Raw genomic sequence first — 16,602 nt, forward strand, 5'->3', positions numbered from 1 at the left:
CCGCCACCACGACGCCGTCGATCACCACCACCAACAAGCTCAACTCGCCGGTCCCGGCGAGGCGATGACGCACGCCCACCCACCGGAGCAACCCACCTTGACTTCGCCCTCATAGGTTGCTCAGCGCGGCCCCAGGCGGCGCTGCGGGCCTCGATCTGATGCGAGGTGCTGCTGCGCCAGCTCGAGCCGTTAGCCAGCGGGGTGAGTCCGGTGCCGTAGCCGGTGACGGCGAGCAGTTCCCGCTCGAGTCGCCGCGCGGTCGACCCGTCGGCGGTGGTCGCGTACAGCGGGTGGGCGTCGAGGACGAGCATGGTGCGGGGGTGGCCGTGGTAGTGCTCCTGGCGCCAGCGCGCGGAGCGCCCGGTGCCGTTGCGGACATAGCGCAGCTCGCTGCCGAGGCGGTCGGCGAGACCGTGGCGACCGGCGGCGACCCCGAGGTAGACCACTGCCTCCTCCCCGGGCAGGCCGCGTCCGCCGGCTCCGGCCGTGGTCCAGGCGTAGAGCCCGGGCGCGCTCGGGAGCTCGGCGCGCACCGCTGCGAAGGCGGTGTCGTCGAGCTCGCCGAGGGCGGCGGCCCGGACGCGCTCGCCGGCGCCGTCGAGGCCCGGGTCGAGCCGGCAGACCGGAGTCCAGTCAAGCTCGGGTGACGCCGCCTGAAGTTCGACGAGGGTGCAGGCGCGGACGGTGATGGTGATGGTCATCGCGCCGCCCCAACGGCCGCCGACGTGCGAGACCAGGTGGGTCGGGGTGAGCAGGCGGGGCAGCGTGGCCCCTCCCCCGCGTCCGGGTCCTCAAGCTCGGCGGCCGGCCCGGCAACAAGGTGGGGGTCGCCGGTCCAGCCGTGGGCGTCGAGCCAGCCGGTGAGCGCGGCGGCGGTGAACAGGTCCACCGCGCCGGGGGCTCCGGCGAGGACGGCGGTGAGGGTGGGGTCGAGCAGAGGGCCGTCGCCACAGCCGGCGCAGGCGAGCTCGCCGGGGACCCCGGCGGGCCGGCACGCCTGGTGGAACCGCGCGATGTGCGCGATCCCCGGGGCAGGGTCGGTGCTGATGTCGACGACGAGCCAGTCGACGGCGAGGTCTGCGGCCTCGTCACGGGTGCTGCCCGCCCGGCCGCAGCCAGAGCAGACCACCGCCCGGCCCGCCGTGCTGCGGGAGGCGGTCGGGTGCGGGGCCCGCGTCGGCCTGGCCTGACCCGCTGCCCGGCCCACTGCCCCGCGCTCGTCGGCCCGACTGTCGGTGGTTGAGCCGCCGACAGCCCTCGCCGTTCTCCTGGGCGTCGTCCTGAACGCGGCCGTGCGGTCCATCTGGCCTCCCCGGGCGGTGCTGCGGCAAGGGTCGACCAGGGCGTCGGCGGGGTGCGGGAGGCGCGCCGGGTCAACTTCCGGAATGTGGGTGTGTTTCCGGAAGTTGACCAGTGTGTGTGCAGATGGGAGCGGCGGCCTGACTCCCCGGGCGCCTCCCCGGTCCGCGCCCGGCGGCGGGGGCCCGGCGCGGGATGACAGGGTGCCTGTCGTGGACAGCGTCGAGCAGGCCGTGGTTGCGGCGGTGGGCCGTCTGGAGGGCGATGCGGAGGGGTTCGTGCGCTCGCTGACAGTCCTCGAGGAGTTGGAGGCGGCGGGCACACCCGGGCCCCGCTCGGAGCTGTATGCGCTGCTCGTGGCCATTGTCGGGCCCGAGGCGGCCGGTCTGCGGCTGCTGGAGGGGCGCGGGAACTTCGGCTTCATGGACAACCCGCCGGCGGACCCGCTCTACACCGAGTGTCGGCTGACCGCGCTCGGCCGGATCGTGCTGCACGACGGCGCTGGGACCGCGCTGGGGCTGCCGATCGGACTGACCAACGGGGATATGACCCGGGGCGGCGAGCAGCCGCCCTTCGACGCCGCGCGCGTCCTCGACGCCGCGACACGGCTGATCGACGACCCCGGGCTCCCGGATTCCGAGGTGGCGGCCGTGGTCGGCGGCCCGGTGTTCCCCACCGGATGCACCGTGGAGGGCCGGGTCGAGGATCTGTTGCGTGGTGAGCCGGTCGAGCTGCTGCTCGCTGCGCGGACCACGGTCGTCGACGACCGGCGGGGCCGGGTCTTGGTCATCACCGGGCTGCCACCGCAGGTCACCGAGGCCGAGGTGCAGCACGACCTGTTCGAGCGGTTCCGCCGCCCGATGCCAGGCAAGCCGACCGGCTGGACCCAGACCGCTTTCAGCAGCGCCTTCTACTACGGGGACGTGGAGCATCTAACGATCGAGGCCGTGTTCGCGGAGTGGGCCGACGAGGCGGACGTGATGGACCGGATCACCTCGGTGGACGGGCTCGTCGAATCCCGTCGCGCCCACCTGCCCCGGCCAGTCGCGGCCACGCTGCGGGACTGGATCGCCGCGCTCGGCCCGCGACGCGCCCGCGGCAACATCGAGAAGGTCCGTACGCATCTCGTCGTGAGTTGATGAGGTTGCTTGCCGCGCCTCCGCGAGGCTGCGGGCCAGCGACCGTCGCTCCGGGGTGCCCGGTGGGCTATGGGCCGAGGGTTTGTTGGTGGAGCTCGCGGGTGGCGGTGGTGGCGTTCTCCCCGGGTGGAGCGGGCTGGAGCCAGCGAGGGTCGGCGCCATCGCCGCTGGCGGCGCGGATGGCCAGCGTCCGGAACTCCTCGCGTAGGAGATCGAGGGCAGCCGTGTCGCCGGGGTCGACCCCAGCGAGGTGCGCGGCGAGGTGCGCGGTGGTCCAGGTGAGGAGTTGTCCGTGGCGGGCGAAGTAGATCGCCGCTCGCCCGATGCGGTACAGGTCGTGGCCGTCCAGCCAGCACTGAGCCAATAGCTGTCGACACCAGGCGGCGACCCGGTCGGGGGTCGGCGTACCGGTGGCGACGACGTGGAGCAGGGTGGTGCCGCCGGGGGTGCCGGCGTCGCCGATCACCGCGGCGGCGTCGGCCCAGTGCGGGACGAGCACCGGGCGGGCGTAGCCGAAGGGGACCGGTCCATCGCGCCCGAGCGGAACTCGCGACGACGCGGTCCCCGCGAGAGCCCGCAGCGCGCCGAGGGCGCCAGAGTCCGCGGCGAGGCGAGCCATGGCCTCGCCGTCGGCTACGACGGCGGGATCGGCCGAGCCGAGAACGGACCGGACGGCGGCGGCAACGTCGGGCGGGTCCGCTCCGTCACCGACAACACGGTCGGGCAGGGACCCCTCGATGCGGTAGGCCTGCTCCCAGGTCGCGAGGGTGACGCAGGCCGCGGCCAGGGAGGTTTCGGTGACCGGGACGCCCAAAGGGCGGCTGTCGAGGGCAGGGTCGGCGAGGTGGCCAGGCCGTGCAGCGAAGCGCAACGCGTCAGCCAGCCACGCGGACAGCCCGAAGACGCTCGCGGCACCGCGCCACTGCTGGCCACGGTCGCAGCGGTCCTCGGTGGCCGGCGGGTCGGAGGCCAGGGTGATCGGGCCGAACAGTTCCTGCTCGTAGGTCTTCCACCCGGTGGGGGACGCGGCGTCGATCCAGCCGATCGGGGTGGGTCGGCGGTCGAGGCGCCGGATGCGCACCACCACCGGCAGCGGGGTGTGAGTCGGGAAGGTCCCCGCAGCGCCGTGAGCGCGAGCGACCCCGACGAGTTTGGCGGCGTGGGCGCCGAGCAGCGCGTAGTAGGGCGGGGCGGGTTCGACGGCGAAGGCGAGCCGCTGCGTGATCGCCAACTCCGCGATCCCGGCCTGACCAGCCGTGCAGCCCGCCGGCGGCGTTAAAGAGTCGCAGCCCCTCACGGCGGCCGCGACCTGCGCCGCCAGACGTTCACCGCCGAGCGGATCAGCTAGCCGGCGGGCACACCAGTCGGCCAGCTCTCCCGAGGCCAGCCGCGTCGTCAGCACTCGAGGCGGTTGTCCGGCCCGACGACCCGCACGCGGCCGCTGAGGTCGATGTTGCTGAGATCGGCGGTCGCGACCTGCTCGCCGGCGTGGTCGTAGCCGGTCGCGTGGTGCACCGAGACGTGCTGGAAGTCGTCGAGGAAGAAGGCGGCCGGCGGGTCGGGGTGCCGGTAGATCGGACGCAGAACCCGAGGGGAGGCGTTCGTCAGCGCGACATCGATTCGCTCGATTCCGGGGCCGGTCAGGAAGGCCAGCAACACGCAGGTGTGGCTGCCGTGGTGCGAGGCCCATCCGAAGTTGAGCTCGTCGACGCTGCGGGTGGTTGATGCGCCTACGGCGATGGCGCCGCCCCGACCGCCGACGACGGCGTGGGCCTGGACGAGCTCAGGTGTTCCTCCCAGTCGAAGGAGCCAGACGTCCTCGCTGCTGGCTATGTCGCCTTCCGCGACCACCGGGTGATCGGTGACGCGCCAGGGCACAGTCCGAACCATCACCCGCTGCGCAGCTCGAGGATCAACCGGCCCTGAGGTCATCGCCCTCAGCCTAGATCTCGTTCGCAAGGCCGCGACGGACCTTTGCGAGAGTGCCCAGATGCCGCACGCAGCCGGAGACCCAGTCCAGCCCACGATTCGGGCTGTTGAGCTCCTGCCCCCCGAGGACGACCTGCGCGTCCAGCACGGCGCGGACCGGCTGCGGGACAGCCCGCATCCAGACCTGCCGGTGCTCGGCGGCGCCGAGCTCCCCGCCGGCCACCACGCCACCGTCGCCTACGCCGCCTACCCCGACCCATCCGGCTCAGTGCCCGGGGAATTGGCCGCCGAGGTGTTCATCGTGACCCCGCACGGTCGCCAGCTCACCGGCGTCGCCGGGCGGCAAAGCGACCACGACGGCACCCTGGTCCCCACCTGGGGCGGGGCCTCGAACAGTCAGGGTCGGCTCTGGTGCCGGCTGACCGCCGGCACCGTCGCGGCCGTCGAGGTCTCCCTCGCCGGCGCCGCCGACGGGACAAAGCGCCGAGTGGCGGCCGACCTGCTCGTCGACGACCCGGCCAACGACGCCCGGCTCTTCCTCGCGGTCGTCGAGGGCCCCGAACACGTCTCCGCCATCACGCATCTCGACGAGCAGGGCCGGGTCCTCGAGACGACCGACTGGCGCAGCCAAGACGACCTGTGGCACCGCGACCGTGCGCAGATCGGGACCGTCCTGCCGCCGGGAACCCCGCCGCCGCGCTGACGCCCGGCCTGTCACACCATCTGGCGTTATCGGCTTGCCTCGTTAAGACGATGACGTGGACAACCGCCCAGCGCACAGGGAGAGGCTGAGAACATGCAGTGGGTGGTCGAGCCGGCGGCGTTGGACTGGGTCAACGAGAGAGTCAGCGAGTTCAGCGCGAACCAAGTGAGTTCGCTGGTGCCGAGCGGGTTCGAGGCCTACGCCCGAATCTCCCACCCGCACCGGGTCGAGAGCGCCGCTGTGCTGGTCGAGGTCCTGCGCTCGTACACGGGTGCGGGCGAGCGCTGCTGGTTCGCGTCGTGGGAGGGCTACGGCTGGGTCTGGGGCGGCATCGTCACCTTCAGCACCGACCCGGCCACGCACGGCCTGAGCCCGGAACCCGACGAGCTCCCGGTACCCGCGAAGGTCCGCGACGGGCCCCGCGCGCGACGTCCGCACCGCGGCTACGTGCTCTACACCGGTGGGCTCGGCGACGCCCTCGTGCTCGGCGACCTCGACTACCCCTGGCGCCACCGGACACCGATACCCGCGATCACCACCGAGGTCCCCGACCTGTGGTGGCCGGAGAGCCGCGCCTGGTTCGTCGCCTCCGACACCGACCTCGAGCACTGCACCTACCTGGGCGGAACGCGTGTCCTCGTCGACCAGGTAGTCGCCGAACCTCGTCTGGATGCCACTCCGGTCGACCCCTGCGACCCGCTCTTGTGATCATCCAAGCGGGCGGTTCATCCAGGGAGTCGGTCGGCGACAGGCGGCGTGGCCGTCGCCGTGCCAACCTGCGAGGGCGTGCACGACCGTGGTCGCGATGCGGACGAGTTCCGCACCGGTCGGTTGTCGGCTGGGAACTGTGAGGCTCGGGCTGCCACCTCCCCGGCTCGGGAGCCGCGACGGCTGTCGGGCAAGGTCGGAGTGATGGACCACGCCATCTGGCAGGGACGCGCTTTCGGTGGGCAGCTCGCGGGGATGACCCTCGTGGCGTCCGGGTCGTACCTTGAGGGCGGTGGATGGGAGGTCTACGCCGTTCCCGACGAGCCCGAGAACCCGGTGCGCTTCCGGACCTGGCCCCCTCATCCCGGCTTCGGCGGATCGGTCTCGCTCGGCGCCTTCTCACGGACCGAGGCGATCAGCGTGTGGTCGGCCACGGGCTACAGCCCGGATCGCCTCCGCGTCCATCGCGCGTTCGCTGTGGGAGCCGCCGCCGGTAGCACCACCGTGATCGTCACCGACGTCCACGGCGTCGCCTACGAACTCACCCGTGTTGCGACACACCCCGACGGGCGAACCGAGCTGTTCGTCGGTGGGACAGCCACGCTCGGGCCACCGGACCTCGTCGAAGCATTCGGCGCCGACCACGCATTGCTTGCTCAGTTGCACCTGTCCCAGGATTAGATGCGTTCCCGATTTCGCGCCGGCCCCAGTCTTCGAATCGCAGTCGCGGAGCTCGCCTCTCCCCAACGATCTTGCTCACTCTCGTGGCGCTCGTACGACACGAGCCCATCAGCCGTCCTCACGCCGCCCGCTGAATCGTCGGCACGCGACGGGGTGGGGCCACTCGCAGCCCTCGCGCCGACCGTTAGGCACCTCATGGACCCCCGGAGATTGCGCAACCTTACGGAAGTCCGGAAGTCCAGCAGCGGCGACGCAGCTCGGACATTGTGCTGTCGCCCAGGCCGCGCGGCATGTCAGCTCGGGGTGCGGCGGTATGACAGCTGCACCCGGCCCTCGACCATCAAGGCTTTGACTTGCAGGTCAGTACCCGGGAGCCGCTTCCATGCCGCCCCCGGGGTGAGGTCGGCGGTGACCCCGCCGCGATGGTCGAGGGGATCGAGTTCCGCGCTGGTCCACGTCAGCCGCCCGCCGAGAGCCACCGGGCGCCGCCGGGTTCCCGCGACGAGGTCCCCAGTCCTCAGTGCGGTGGCCGTCGCCGTGGCCAGCGCGGTGAAGCTGCGCCACGGCGCCGGTCGGCTGTAGCCCTCGTCGCCGTCGAACACCGCGATCGCCCCGTAGTGACTTCGAGGCTTCCGGCGGAGGTCGCAGACCAGGAAGCTGCCGCTTTGGTCCTCCGCGATCGGCAACAGGACCGGCAGGAACCCTCCGGTCGGGGAGCCCGCCGGCGCGGCGACAGCCGCGTGGAACTCCGCATCGTCGCCGTTGTACAGCGCATTGAGCTGTCCGGTGAAAGCGCGCTCGAGCTCGTCTTGCGGGGTACTCGAGGGGGGCGCAGTGGCCGGGAAGAACACGCTCATCAGGGTTCGCCAGGCCTGGAGGGATTCCAGCAACGGCAGCGGCCGGAATCCGGGGAACAGGTAGCCCGCGGGGGTCCGATCCGTGCCGTCACACCAACGGTAGAACGCCCACAGAGGCTCCGGCCACGGCGCGAACGTACTTCGATGCACCTCGTTGAACGTGTTCTCGCCGACAGAGGGCCGGATGGCGGCTGCTGTTTCGGGGGCATGCTCGGAGCACCAGGCCGCGATTCGCTCCCACGCGTCCACCATGCCCGTGGAGCTTGCCAGCCTCGTACGAATCGTCGGCCGGCAGCGCCCCACACGATTCCGGGAGCGGCCGTCCGCTGCTCTGTGGCGATGCCGCACCGCCAAGCTGGTACGACCGCGCCACTGGCATGCTCGCGGGGTGACCGACAAGGACCGGGCCGATCAGCTGGAGATGGCCCGGCAGCGGTTGCACGTCCTCGAGGCCGCGGTCTCGGCGGTGGATCGACGGGATGAGGTGAGTGCCGTCATCTCGGCCGCAGCGGACTCGGCGGCTGCGACTGAAGCGCTGGCGGCGCTGCTCGGCACCGACAACGCCGGCGCCCGTGCGGTCCTCGGTCTGCACTGGTCGGCGTTCACCCGTGCCCGCGCCCAGTACGCCCGTGAGGACCTCGAGGAGGTCCGCCGGGCCATCGCTGAGCTCGAGCAACCCTGACCGGGGCGGTCGGAGACGGTCGGTGCCAGCGGTGCTGACATACAGAGCCTTATCGGATGCGGCCTTCCGACTCGGACAAGCGATGCCTTCTCGGGCTTGGCCAGTCATACTGGATCTCCGCAGGGTGCCGCCGCTGAGCCCGCAAGCCTCCTTAGCACTCTGGGAAGGGGTGGTGTCCATCGTTGGTGGGCTCGGATTTCCGCCTGGTGGTGACCCCGGTGGACCTCGGCGTGGACGCTGGTTCGGTGACCGCAGGCTTCTTGCCGGTCGACGCGGCACGTTTCTGCTGGTCGCATTCCTCGCCGTTCTCCTCCTCGCCTTCGTGATCGCTCTTCTTTAACAGGAACACCCCTGCCACGCAGACCTTTCCCCATCGGCCTGAAGGACGAGCATGAGCGAAGCGCAGCCCTGGTATCTCTCTTGGAAGCTCTCGGCGATGTTGCTGGTGTTGGCCGTCCTGTTGGTTGCGCTCCAATTCCTTCAGCAGCCCATCGACTGGGGAGGAGTGATCTCCTTCGCTCTGGTGGCGATACCGATCGCCATCTTGACGGTGTTGCTGTTCAAGAATCGACACCGGTCCAACGATCGGACCCAGTCGACCTAGCTCGAATCTCGAGGACGGGAATGACCGACACTCAAGCTTCACCTCCGTGAGGCTCGAGGCGGCGCGGCGCGTCCGCCTAAAGTCCTTCCCGTGGCCTACAAACCGCACCCCTACCCGGAGCCGAGGTTCTGGCGGATCGCAGCGCGATTCACCGCAGCGGTGCGGTCGGGTTCGTGGTGATGCTGGCCGTGGCCCCAGGGTCGACGCGCTCGGTGGTGCTTGTGGTGGTTCTGGTCGCGCAGGTCGTGCTCATGAGCGGGCGGGGGCTCTATCTGTGGCGCTCGGCGCGGGTAGAGGACCGGGCGGTGCGCTGGCACCAGTTCTTCTTCAGTTGGTCGGGATTTGCAGAGCTGACCTTCTTAGTCAGCGGAGCCGCGGTACAGACCGGCCAGATCGCGTCGGTGCTAGCTGTGCTCCATATCGTGGTCGGACTCGCCTTCGCCGCGGTGCTGCTGGCCCTGCTCAGCGTGACGAGACGGGTCCCGAAGCGTCGGCCGCGCCGCGACCCCGGGAGCCGATAATCCGGGTGCAGCGGCTATGTCAGTGTCGGCGAGTGTGCCGCGTCCGGCTTCGGGCGCTCGCCCTGCACGGGGCCAGAAGGCGAGCCAACGACGGGAAGCGCCCCGTTCCCCACCGACAGCACGGCGTACCGAGCCGTTGCCGCGCTCGCGGTGGAGCGGAACTCGGACAGACGCTGTCTTATCACGCCAGATCGGTCATGCTGGATCTTGTGTACCGGCTCTACGGACGTCGCGTGGCGCTTGAGTGGCGCGGAGCCGTGCTGGGCGTGGCGACCGCGGTGACGGTGGCCGTCCTGGCCCGCATCGCCCCGAGCATCAGTTTCCAGTGGCTGTTCGCAGTGAGCGGCGCAGTGATCGTGCTGAGCGCGTCGGTATTGCTCGGACTCGCGTTCCTGCGTCCGATCACCCTCCCCCCGGTTCCGGCCCAGTTCACCGAGCGGGAGATCGCCGAACTCCAGCCTCTCGTGCTGCGGGGAGAGCCGGTCGACCCGCCAGAACTGCAGGCCGCCGCGGTGGGGCAGGCGCGACATGGACTCCGCCTCGCCCACCTGCAGTTCGCATGGTTGTCGATCCTCGGGTGTTTCTGGAGCCTCCGACTCGGGGGAACCGGACCTCTGATCTTGTTCGCATATGCGGGAATCGCGCTGGCCGTTTTCGGCGTCGGCGGGCTCGTGCGCAGTGGAGTGGTCCAGGCTCGTCTGGACCGGCTCGAAGACGCCGCCGAGGCCCGGGTATGAGTCACGACTCCTCCACTCCAGGCGCCGGCAGCACCGACAGCGTGGGGAGGACGGTCGACGCTCGTGAGCGGGCGGCGGCGTGGGTTGCGGCCGTCTGCTCGGCGGTGTGCCTGGTTGCGTTTGGCCTGTACCTGAGCGCGTTCGCTGCCGATCTGCCCAACCTCGAGGTCAGTCGCGGCGGGCCGAGTCCGCGCACCTTCTCGTACATCTTCATCGCGGTCGCGGCGTTGGCGGCGGCGTGGGTCGCGGCGTCCTACCTCCGTCGCGCCATCCTGCTGTCGAAGGATCCGGACCGGGCTCGTGGGCGTCCTGTGCAATGGGTCACCGCGTGCTGGTGCGCGCTGATCGCTACCGCGGTCTCGATCTTCCGGCCCGGTGAGTGGGCCGTCGTGGCCGCCGTCGGCGGCATCGTGTGGGCCCTCAGTGCCCTCGCCATCGCGCGTCTCGGCAGAAGGCGCTAGCTGTCGTGACCCTGGTCAGTGCGGCACTTCCGACGAGAGCCGGTCTCGTCAACGGGAGTTGTCCTCACGGGCTCAATGGCGTCGGAAGCCGCCTTCGCTGTCGATAACCTGCCCGGTGACCCAGCGGGCGTCATCGGTGCACAACCAGGCGATCAACCGGGCCGGGTCGTCCGGCTCGCCCCACTGCCCACCCGGGAACCGGGCCGCGACCGCCGCGTGTGCCGCACCGGTGGCGTACCCGGTGTCGACCGGCCCGGGATTGGCGGTGTTCAGGGTGATCCCGCGGTCGGCGAGCTCGTCGGCCAGCGTCGCGGTCACCCCGGCCAGCGCCGCCTTCGCCGCGACGTAGGCGATCTCCCCAGGCATCGGACCCTTCTGCTGCCCGGAGGTCAACAACACCATCCGCGCCGGTGCTCGGCCCGGAGTGTGCGCCCCCGCGACTGCTTGGACCAGCAAGATCACCGACCGGGCGTCCACCGCCCAGTGCCCGTCGAGGACCTCCGCGGTCAAGTCCCCCAACCCGCCGTCGGGGGCGCTGCGGGCGTGGTTGGCCACCAACACGTCCACCCCATTGAACTCGGCGACGGCCGCGGCCACCAACGCCTCCGGCGCCCCCAGCACGGCGAGGTCGCTGCCCACGTCGACCAGCCGCGCCCCCGGCGGACCCTCGACTCTCAGCACCTCACGGAGCCCGTCGAGGACCGCGCCCACGTCATCAGCGCCCCACCGCTGAGTGGCGTCGTGGCCGGCGTGGTGGTGCACCACGACGCTTGCTCCCATACCGAGCAGCCGGCGGGCGACCGCGTAACCGATCCCCGCTCGCCGGCTGGCGCCGGTCACGATCGCCGCCCGCCCCCGCAACGGCCACCGCGGCGAATCATTCTCTCCGAACCCGGGGCCCATCTCGCCAGCCTGACATCAGCCTTGAAGGGATGCCTTCGTAAGCGGACAACAGGCAGCACTGGGGTGCTGAGTTGAGCAGCAGCCTCAGTCCCGGCGAGAGCTCGACGTAGATGCGCAGATTGTGCGCGGTCACCGCCTCGGCGATCTCGGTGGTCGGCCCGAGGAGCACGCTGAGGTGCACGGCGGCGCCGGTGGTGTCGATGCGTCAGCCCGGGCATCCGCCGGCGGTCGACTTCCGGGAACTCAACTTCCGAGAAGCGGAGCTTTCCGGAAGTTGACGGTCATCAGCGCTGGTCAAAGCCGACTTTGAGCTGCAAGCACGCGTGGGCAGGGGCTTGCTGAGTCAGAGCTTGATTGCAGCTCGTGGCCCCGCGGACGGTACCGCTTGAGCCGCCGCTGCACCCTGTCGAAGACGAGTAGATCAGGCGGGGGGGCGTGCGCATACATCGCCGACCGGACCGTCGACTACGGGTCCCTCCCGCCTGTACGAGTGCCACGCATAGATGGCCGACCGGATCCCTGGGGTCTGTGCGTGGACGTACGACTATCAGCTCCTCGAGTCCGGCGGAAGCTACGCATAGATGGCCGACCGGCTTGGGACGTCTCGTCCGCGCATAAGCGGCCGACCATGGACCGAAGACCTCGAAGTCTGACTCCGAAGCGATCGCGGCAGATGACCTCACGAGGCACGCATAGATTGCCGACCAGCTCCGCTGGAGCGGGGGCATAGATTGCCGACTCGGGATGCACGAGTGCGGCGGCAGCCATCCGCGCTAGCCGTCTGACCTGCTACGTTCTCCAATCCTGCCATGAACTGACAGCGTTGACGCCGGCATAGACACCCTCCAGTCGTTGCAGCCACCTCTGAGCAGTCCTAGCCCCCGTACTACTTCGTTGGAGGGCCGCGGGTGCCGCGACAGGTTCGCTCAAGGAGTCGGACGAGGCCCCTGGTCCGGGGCCGCTTGGCGCCGGAGCCGACGCTAGGCACCGCGCCCCCGCTTACCCCGTCGAGATCAGGTGCGCGGGAGTGGGAGTAGGGCGAATGACCGGCGATCGGGACCGTCGTCCGCCTCAGCGCCAGGACTGAGAGCAGAGCCTAGGTGGAGCAGTCGGGTGGAGCGACCGTTGCTGCTCTGAACGGCCTACAGGATCTCTCTCTACAGGAAGAACTACAGGGGACCTCGAAAAACGGGCTTTGACCTGCGCTTACAACAAGATCTCGTCGGTCGTCTATGCGCAAGAGGTCGGCCAGCTATGCGCGAACCTGCTGCCGCGGGTCGGCCGTCTATGCGACGGGCCGCACCGTTAGAGCCGTGCTCGCGATGCGGTCGGCACCGTATGCGTGCACAGGCGAGCCGCGGTCGAGAGCGGTGCCGGGCGGTCGGCAGTTTATGCGTGAGCGTGGTTGTAGGGCCCTGCAGCGGTATCTGTGCAGGTCAACAGCCTCCTGGGGGCTTGCGCGACCCGGTGGCTACCTCGGCCGGTCGGCAATCTATGCGAGTAGCCACGCTCTTGGTGATGAGCTCCGCTCGGGAGCGTCGCGAACCCCGCGAGGCCGTTGCGTCGGCCGCTTATGCGCGGCGTCCCGAACGGTCCGGTCGGCAACTTATGCGTGCGCTGACCAGGCACGACTGTCTTGGACTGCACGGACTGCTCGTGGTCGGCCGGCTATGCGCGGCCCACTGGCTTGCCGACGCTCTCCCCTAGCACCTCAAGCCCGGATCCGGGCGCTTGTCCTCGCAGCGCCTTCACCACCTTGTCTAGCCCGGTCTGGACGTCGCCCGCCGCGCTCCACGGCCTATCCAGAGAGCCAGCGTCGGCAACGTATGCGTGGACAGTGCTCCGCCGCGGGCGACGAGGTCGGCAATCCATGCGTGGACAAGACCAGCGACACGCCGACGGTCGGCAATCTATGCGTGGATGGACGGGTGGTCGGTAATCTATGCGTGGACAACACTCCGAAATCCCAACGGTGTCGTTCGTGTCGCGTGGGGCGTGCCATGCTGTGCCCCATGTCGGCTCTGGTGTCGAGCTCCAACCGTGACCTGAAGTTCCTGCGAGCCGCGGCGGAGCTGTGGGCGCAGGAAGAGCAAGAAATCGGGTTCCTGGCGCGGCTGTTCACCCAGACCTCGCTGCCCTACCAGGAGCCGAAGACGAAGGACCGCTGGGAGCGCCGCAACGGCGACCTGGTCCTGACCGTCACACCCGGCCCGTCGGGCTACCCCTACGGAACGGTCCCCCGTCTCCTGTTGCACTGGCTCTCGACCGAAGCAGTGCGCAAGCAGAGTCGCGAGCTGACCCTGGGCCGGTCGCTGTCGGACTTCATGCGCCAGCTCGGCATGACCCCGACCGGCGGCAAGAACGGCACCATCACCCGCCTCATGATGCAGAGCGAGCGGCTCTTCCTCGCCTCGCTCTCGGTCCGGTGGGAGTCGGAGACCGAAGCTGGCCGCAGGGTCTCCGGTGGGCAGATGTCGGTGGCGAGCTCGTTCGACCTCTGGCAGTCCCACCGCGACGACCCCGGTGCCGAGTCGCTGTTCCCGTCGACCGTCAAGCTCTCGGGCGACTTCTTCGACGAGGTCGTGAGCCGGCCGGTGCCGGTCGACCTCGGAGCGCTGCGGGCGCTGCGGGGCTCGGCCCTTCGGCTCGATATCTACTGCTGGCTCACCTACCGCATGAGCTATCTCAAGCGCTCGTCGACGGTGTCCTGGGAGACCCTGCGCGCGCAGTTCGGCTCGGACCTCGCGGACACCAAGCAGGGCCGCGCTCAGTTCAAGCGTGACTTCACCAAGCACCTTGCCGCGGTCCTGCTGGTCTACCGGGAAGCCAAGGTGGAGGCGACCGACGCCGGCGTCGTTCTGCAGCCCAGTCGTACGCATGTGCCGTTCAAAGGGCTCAAGCAGCTCTCCAGCGTCCCGAGTGACTAGTTCCGCCACCGCGTTCGGCGCGCTGATGCCGCGATAAGCCCTCTTATCGCGGCATCGCGAATTGACCTCATCGGTTGGCGGCGTCGGCGTGCGATCGATCGTCGTCAGGTGCACTGCTGTCTGAAAGTGGCCGGAACGACCCGCCACCAGCAAAGCCTTAAGAGCCGCGAGGAAGTCTGGCTATAGCAGCGTTAGCGGAAGGTCGGGATCGATGCGGCGCAGCCGCCCGGAGTCGGCAGTCATAGCTTCCCACCCGCGGCGCTTGGCGATATGGACGACATGGCCGGCGAGGACGTCGAAGAGGCCCACGTGATCAAGTAGCTGTTCAACCTCGGCTGCGACCGGCTCCTCGCGGTCCGTAAGAGACCGCACTATGACCGACGGGTGGAGCGCAAGGTCGTCCAACACCGGCGAGAGGTCCGGGCGCAGAGCCCGTACCTCCTCGATCGCCAGAGCTGGCACGTAGAGGATGGACGCGGCGTCTAGAGCCACTGTCACCCACGCGGTTGCACCAATCTGGCCGCTGGCGATTGCCGCCACCGCCGAGGCGTCAAGGACCTTGCCGATCACGCCACAGGACGCTCGGCGACGACATGGCGCCGACGCACCTCGTCATCTCCGGGCCACTGTTGGCCCCAACCTGCGTAGGCACGCCTCAGGTCATCCAACGTCGGCGCCCCGTACCGGGCGGCCTGCCTGAGCTCGAACGCGCGGGCTCGATCCTCGGGGCTCGCATCGGCAGCGGGCATCGGAGGCAACCCCTCCGTCTCGCGCTTCTGCTCCTGGCTCATGGCCCCAGGGTAACGGTGGCTGCACTCCCCTACTCGTAAGGCTGCGCTCGCGTCGCGGACCCGCCAGGTCCGCGCACGGGTCGATGGGGCTTACTGGAGGCCGTCGAGCCTGCAGGACGCCGAAGACCCAGCACGCTGCGGGTCTCTTCGAGCCGAGGTCGTGTGCTAGGTACCGTCCCAAGGCACCGACCGCCGGAGGGGGCGACGATGGCGATAGTGCGAGCCGCTGAGTGGATGCTGGTATGTCCGCCCGAGCAGGCGGAGAACTCGATCCGCGGAGCGATGGCAGAGCTTGGTCTCGAGCCTGAGGGCCCACTGGGCTCAATCCGCGGCAAGAGTAAGACAGCCCTCCTTAAAAACAGGTGGTCAGCCACGGTTGAAGCAATCCTCTCTCGGGAGCCGAGTGGGACGAAGGTCGTCTGGCGGGTCGACATGCTTGGCACGAAGCACTACGAGCTGCTCGCCGATATAGCTGAGGGCGTGGGCGACGAGATGTTCGACGACCGCGGCTTACGTGGAGCGATTGACCGACTGCACAAGGCTAGTCGGATCTTTGGGCGCAAAGAGGTCCGGCATGTTCGCAACCTGTTGTACGCGACTGAGCGTGTGCTCGAGCTCGGGCAAGGCCTCTACCAGGGCAAACAGGGGCTGATCGTGCTCACTTCGGAACGCTTGTTCTTCCTCGAGAAGAGCCTGGGGAGCGAGACTTTAGAGGAGTTTTCGCTGCCTGCCATCCACTCGCTCACTGTGAGCAAGAAGATGGGCGGCGAGAAACTAACGGTGCATGCGTCGGGTAATCAGAGCGACATCAAGCAGATGATGCATGGACAGGCTGACGCCATCGTTCGGGCATTCAGGACTGTGAAGGAGACGCCACGATCAACGCAGCCGCCAGCTGCGCCTCCGCCAGCTGCGCCTCCGCAGGCTGACCTGCTGGGGCAGATTGAGAGACTGGCTGAACTTCACAGTCGGGGCATTCTGACCGAAGGCGAGTTCGAAGCGAAGAAGGCCGAACTGATGGGTCGCCTGTAGTGCCCGCTTGGCGCTTGCCGCCGCCTAATGCTGCGAATAGAGGTGAGCCGGCTCGGGTCCGTCGATCAAGCCATCTCATGGCGAGCCCGAGCCCGGAGCGCCGAGTATGCGGGACCGCTCCTCGGCTTCCTTGGCGGGGTCGAATGCCGCGATAAGCCCCCATATCGCGGCATCGTCAGGTAGCTCGTCGCCGTCCATGTCGTCAGCGGGACGAGGGCTTCCACGTCCTCCGAACGGGGCTTGACGAACCCGACTCGCGGGCGAGGGCCGCCCTCCCCTTACGCACGCGGAGTGATCGCGGGACCCGCGGCGGCATTGACTGTGCACCTCGGCGATATTGCGATCCACGCCAATCATGCCGACGAAGCGACTCAGCGGGTGGCTGCGATGGTCTGATCGACGAAAGCATCCGCTTCCTGCTGAAGGCGCGGATCCCTGCCGCTCTGTCCTTGAAAATTTCTTACCAAGCGACGTACTTACAGGGTCACGACGCCGTAAAGTGGCTCTTCCGATTTCGGAGTGCAGCTGAGGGTGTGACCGGGCCGGGAGCTGGGGTCGTGTCGCTGCGGTGAGGCGGGCCCCGAGAAGTTGATGATGGCGGTTCCTACGCCAACCAGCGCCAACATCT

The 16,602-nt window shown here is 69.3% G+C and carries 19 protein-coding genes; 11 read left to right on the forward strand and 8 right to left on the reverse strand.

Annotation, left to right across the window (positions count from 1 at the left end; translation table 11 throughout):
- A partial coding sequence (locus LN037_RS31305) for a hypothetical protein (RefSeq protein WP_230760891.1) occupies window positions 1–701 on the reverse strand: 701 nt, incomplete at its 3' end.
- The gene (locus tag LN037_RS31310; RefSeq protein ID WP_230760893.1) at window positions 698–1,129 is read right to left on the reverse strand and encodes a hypothetical protein; all 432 of its coding nucleotides are present in this window, start codon (window positions 1,127–1,129) and stop codon (window positions 698–700) included. The genes LN037_RS31305 and LN037_RS31310, both read right to left, overlap by 4 nt.
- Before the next feature lie 382 nt (window positions 1,130–1,511).
- Between LN037_RS31310 and LN037_RS31315 the strand changes: the two genes are divergently transcribed.
- Complete coding sequence (locus LN037_RS31315) at window positions 1,512–2,438, forward strand: hypothetical protein (protein ID WP_230760895.1); 927 nt, start codon at window positions 1,512–1,514, stop codon at window positions 2,436–2,438.
- A gap of 67 nt (window positions 2,439–2,505) precedes the next feature.
- Here the strand turns inward: LN037_RS31315 and LN037_RS31320 are convergent, their stop codons facing one another.
- Window positions 2,506–3,669, reverse strand: a complete 1,164-nt coding sequence (locus tag LN037_RS31320; protein WP_230760897.1) for a hypothetical protein — start codon at window positions 3,667–3,669, stop codon at window positions 2,506–2,508.
- Between the two features lie 164 nt (window positions 3,670–3,833).
- Window positions 3,834–4,370, reverse strand: a complete 537-nt coding sequence (locus LN037_RS31325) for a hypothetical protein (protein ID WP_230760899.1) — start codon at window positions 4,368–4,370, stop codon at window positions 3,834–3,836.
- A 58-nt stretch (window positions 4,371–4,428) separates the two neighbouring features.
- Between LN037_RS31325 and LN037_RS31330 the strand changes: the two genes are divergently transcribed.
- From LN037_RS31330 to LN037_RS31340, 3 genes are all read left to right on the forward strand, one after another.
- Window positions 4,429–5,070: a hypothetical protein gene (locus LN037_RS31330; RefSeq protein WP_230760901.1), complete on the forward strand. Its 642-nt coding sequence runs from the start codon at window positions 4,429–4,431 to the stop codon at window positions 5,068–5,070.
- A gap of 93 nt (window positions 5,071–5,163) precedes the next feature.
- Complete coding sequence (locus LN037_RS31335) at window positions 5,164–5,778, forward strand: hypothetical protein (RefSeq protein ID WP_230760903.1); 615 nt, start codon at window positions 5,164–5,166, stop codon at window positions 5,776–5,778.
- Between the two features lie 204 nt (window positions 5,779–5,982).
- Window positions 5,983–6,459: a hypothetical protein gene (locus LN037_RS31340; protein ID WP_230760904.1), complete on the forward strand. Its 477-nt coding sequence runs from the start codon at window positions 5,983–5,985 to the stop codon at window positions 6,457–6,459.
- A gap of 293 nt (window positions 6,460–6,752) precedes the next feature.
- Here the strand turns inward: LN037_RS31340 and LN037_RS31345 are convergent, their stop codons facing one another.
- Window positions 6,753–7,568, reverse strand: a complete 816-nt coding sequence (locus LN037_RS31345) for an SMI1/KNR4 family protein (RefSeq protein WP_230760906.1) — start codon at window positions 7,566–7,568, stop codon at window positions 6,753–6,755.
- Between the two features lie 136 nt (window positions 7,569–7,704).
- On the opposite strand from LN037_RS31345, the gene LN037_RS31350 reads away from it, so the two are divergent.
- The 5 genes from LN037_RS31350 (at window position 7,705) to LN037_RS31370 (ending at window position 10,321) form a co-directional block, all read left to right on the forward strand.
- Window positions 7,705–7,998: a hypothetical protein gene (locus LN037_RS31350; protein WP_230760908.1), complete on the forward strand. Its 294-nt coding sequence runs from the start codon at window positions 7,705–7,707 to the stop codon at window positions 7,996–7,998.
- 391 nt (window positions 7,999–8,389) lie between these two features.
- Window positions 8,390–8,602: a hypothetical protein gene (locus LN037_RS31355; protein ID WP_230760910.1), complete on the forward strand. Its 213-nt coding sequence runs from the start codon at window positions 8,390–8,392 to the stop codon at window positions 8,600–8,602.
- A 173-nt stretch (window positions 8,603–8,775) separates the two neighbouring features.
- Window positions 8,776–9,123 carry a hypothetical protein gene (locus tag LN037_RS31360; protein ID WP_230760912.1) on the forward strand — a complete coding sequence of 116 codons (348 nt, stop codon included), beginning with the start codon at window positions 8,776–8,778 and terminating at the stop codon, window positions 9,121–9,123.
- A 209-nt stretch (window positions 9,124–9,332) separates the two neighbouring features.
- The gene (locus LN037_RS31365) at window positions 9,333–9,860 is read left to right on the forward strand and encodes a hypothetical protein (protein ID WP_230760914.1); all 528 of its coding nucleotides are present in this window, start codon (window positions 9,333–9,335) and stop codon (window positions 9,858–9,860) included.
- Window positions 9,857–10,321, forward strand: coding sequence for a hypothetical protein (locus LN037_RS31370; protein ID WP_230760916.1), 465 nt, complete (start codon window positions 9,857–9,859; stop codon window positions 10,319–10,321). The genes LN037_RS31365 and LN037_RS31370 overlap by 4 nt, the downstream gene beginning before the upstream one ends.
- A 72-nt stretch (window positions 10,322–10,393) precedes the next feature.
- Here the strand turns inward: LN037_RS31370 and LN037_RS31375 are convergent, their stop codons facing one another.
- Complete coding sequence (locus LN037_RS31375) at window positions 10,394–11,224, reverse strand: SDR family oxidoreductase (RefSeq protein ID WP_230760918.1); 831 nt, start codon at window positions 11,222–11,224, stop codon at window positions 10,394–10,396.
- A 1,874-nt stretch (window positions 11,225–13,098) separates the two neighbouring features.
- On the opposite strand from LN037_RS31375, the gene LN037_RS31380 reads away from it, so the two are divergent.
- Window positions 13,099–14,151, forward strand: coding sequence for a replication protein RepA (locus tag LN037_RS31380; RefSeq protein ID WP_230760920.1), 1,053 nt, complete (start codon window positions 13,099–13,101; stop codon window positions 14,149–14,151).
- Between the two features lie 180 nt (window positions 14,152–14,331).
- Here the strand turns inward: LN037_RS31380 and LN037_RS31385 are convergent, their stop codons facing one another.
- Both LN037_RS31385 and LN037_RS31390 read right to left on the reverse strand, forming a co-directional pair.
- A complete protein-coding gene (locus LN037_RS31385) occupies window positions 14,332–14,721 on the reverse strand; it encodes a PIN domain-containing protein (protein ID WP_230760922.1) in 390 nt (129 codons plus the stop codon).
- Window positions 14,718–14,942, reverse strand: coding sequence for a hypothetical protein (locus LN037_RS31390; RefSeq protein ID WP_230760924.1), 225 nt, complete (start codon window positions 14,940–14,942; stop codon window positions 14,718–14,720). The genes LN037_RS31385 and LN037_RS31390 overlap by 4 nt, the downstream gene beginning before the upstream one ends.
- A 216-nt stretch (window positions 14,943–15,158) precedes the next feature.
- Between LN037_RS31390 and LN037_RS31395 the strand changes: the two genes are divergently transcribed.
- Window positions 15,159–15,974 (forward strand): PH domain-containing protein, encoded by an 816-nt coding sequence (locus tag LN037_RS31395; RefSeq protein WP_230760926.1) that lies wholly within the window; start codon window positions 15,159–15,161, stop codon window positions 15,972–15,974.
- The last annotated feature ends 628 nt before the right edge of the window (window positions 15,975–16,602 follow it).

It is taken from the genome of Actinomycetospora soli (assembly GCF_021026295.1).
Classification (GTDB): Bacteria; Actinomycetota; Actinomycetes; order Mycobacteriales; family Pseudonocardiaceae; genus Actinomycetospora; species Actinomycetospora soli.

What these genes read in the sequence shown, in the direction of transcription:
- LN037_RS31390 (WP_230760924.1), bottom strand. Translation starts at nt 14,942, where the DNA reads ATGAGCCAGGAGCAGAAGCGCGAGACGGAGGGGTTGCCTCCGATGCCC.
- LN037_RS31340 (WP_230760904.1), top strand. Translation starts at nt 5,983, where the DNA reads ATGGACCACGCCATCTGGCAGGGACGCGCTTTCGGTGGGCAGCTCGCG.
- LN037_RS31370 (WP_230760916.1), top strand. Translation starts at nt 9,857, where the DNA reads ATGAGTCACGACTCCTCCACTCCAGGCGCCGGCAGCACCGACAGCGTG.
- LN037_RS31330 (WP_230760901.1), top strand. Translation starts at nt 4,429, where the DNA reads ATGCCGCACGCAGCCGGAGACCCAGTCCAGCCCACGATTCGGGCTGTT.
- LN037_RS31345 (WP_230760906.1), bottom strand. Translation starts at nt 7,568, where the DNA reads ATGGTGGACGCGTGGGAGCGAATCGCGGCCTGGTGCTCCGAGCATGCC.
- LN037_RS31325 (WP_230760899.1), bottom strand. Translation starts at nt 4,370, where the DNA reads ATGACCTCAGGGCCGGTTGATCCTCGAGCTGCGCAGCGGGTGATGGTT.
- LN037_RS31375 (WP_230760918.1), bottom strand. Translation starts at nt 11,224, where the DNA reads ATGGGCCCCGGGTTCGGAGAGAATGATTCGCCGCGGTGGCCGTTGCGG.
- LN037_RS31335 (WP_230760903.1), top strand. Translation starts at nt 5,164, where the DNA reads ATGCAGTGGGTGGTCGAGCCGGCGGCGTTGGACTGGGTCAACGAGAGA.
- LN037_RS31355 (WP_230760910.1), top strand. Translation starts at nt 8,390, where the DNA reads ATGAGCGAAGCGCAGCCCTGGTATCTCTCTTGGAAGCTCTCGGCGATG.